At 46.3% G+C, this 1,463-nt stretch carries 1 protein-coding gene and 1 pseudogene; both read left to right on the top strand.

All coding sequences use genetic code 11. The features are described 5' to 3' along the window. Positions 1-116 precede the first annotated feature (116 nt). A pseudogene (locus ACYVRH_RS12655) lies at positions 117-191 on the top strand (SEC-C metal-binding domain-containing protein); the annotation flags it as partial. 124 nt (positions 192-315) lie between these two features. Beyond that, a complete protein-coding gene (gene cysK, locus ACYVRH_RS12650; protein ID WP_461257259.1) occupies positions 316-1,236 on the top strand; it encodes a cysteine synthase A in 921 nt (306 codons plus the stop codon). Positions 1,237-1,463: the final 227 nt, after the last annotated feature.

The following is a 1,463-nucleotide window of genomic DNA, read 5'->3' as shown; positions in this document are numbered from 1 at the left end:
TACATAGCCTTCGGGAATCTCGGCGCTCTTTTTTTCCGATGAACAGAGAACGTCAAGCGGCGTTTCTCCCTCGACCACTTTGTTCACGCGGTAAATACCGGCGTCAAGCCCTTTGAATTCCAAAAACAGGACGAAATGACCCATGCCCATGCGGAAGCGGAAAAAAATACAAAAAGTGCTGTGGGGCTTAAAAATAAATAATGAAAAAATAACAACAAAAACACAAAATACCCCTTGACAAACTAGGAATCATAGGACATACTATACCTAGTAATCCTATATGGTTACTAAACTTTAAATTATGAGGAGAATATTATGGCAAGAGTAGAGAAAATTACCGATCTTATCGGGAATACGCCGCTTGTAAAAATCAACAAACTGAATGATAGCGGGGCGACAGTTTACGTCAAATTGGAGAGTTTTAACCCCCTGCATAGCGTAAAGGACCGTATCGCGCTTTCAATGATTGAGGCCGCTGAAAAAGAGGGCAAAATTAAGAAAGGAACGGTTATTATTGAGCCGACAAGCGGCAACACCGGCATTGGGCTGGCTTTTGTTGCGGCGGTCAAAGGCTACAGGATAATCCTGACCATGCCGGAAACCATGAGTATTGAGCGGCGCAAACTGCTCAAAGCGCTTGGAGCAGAGCTTGAGCTTACCGAAGGGGCAAAAGGCATGAAGGGAGCAATCGCCAAGGCTGAAGAACTGGCGGCTGCAACTCCCAATTCTTACATTCCGCAGCAGTTCAATAACCCCGCCAATCCGGCAGTTCACGAAAAAACCACCGGTCCGGAAATCTGGAACGATACTGATGGAAAAATCGATATTCTGGTTGATGGAGTTGGAACAGGCGGAACTTTGGCAGGCGCGGGAAAGTATTTAAAATCGAAAAAATCCAGCGTCAAAGTAGTCGCCGTGGAACCTGCCGCCTCTCCTGTGCTTTCAGGCGGCTCGCCCAGCCCGCATAAGATTCAGGGTATTGGAGCGGGTTTTGTACCTAAGGTTTATGATCCGTCCGTCATCGATGAGATTTATCAGACTGATGAAGTCAAAGCCGGAAACGCTGCCAGACGGCTTGCAAAGGAAGAGGGCATTCTAGTGGGTATTTCGTCCGGCTCCGTTCTTGAAGCGGCGCTGACAATCGCCAAGCGTCCTGAAAACAACGGCAAAACCATAGTAGCCGTATTGCCAGACACGGGCGAACGTTATTTGTCAACATGGCTCTGGGAAGAATAACCTGACCACTAAAAATATTGAATATATTTAGTATACAAAAGGTTTAATAATTTGTATTATATTACAACCTGACCACAAAATGTAATTATATTTTTAGTGGTCAGGAAGGAGATTTTATGGCAACAACAGAACTAAACGCGCTGAATAAAGCGCAAGCGTACCAACGGGCGGACATTACCAAACCCCCGCCGCAATTCGGCGCGATTACACCGCGCTGGCTGACACGT

The organism is Treponema sp. R80B11-R83G3 (assembly GCF_054786115.1).
This window is presented reverse-complemented; position numbering and strand designations above follow the sequence as displayed.

Excerpts from the sequence above, each read along its gene's own strand:
- cysK (WP_461257259.1), top strand. The coding sequence starts at position 316 with ATGGCAAGAGTAGAGAAAATTACCGATCTTATCGGGAATACGCCGCTT.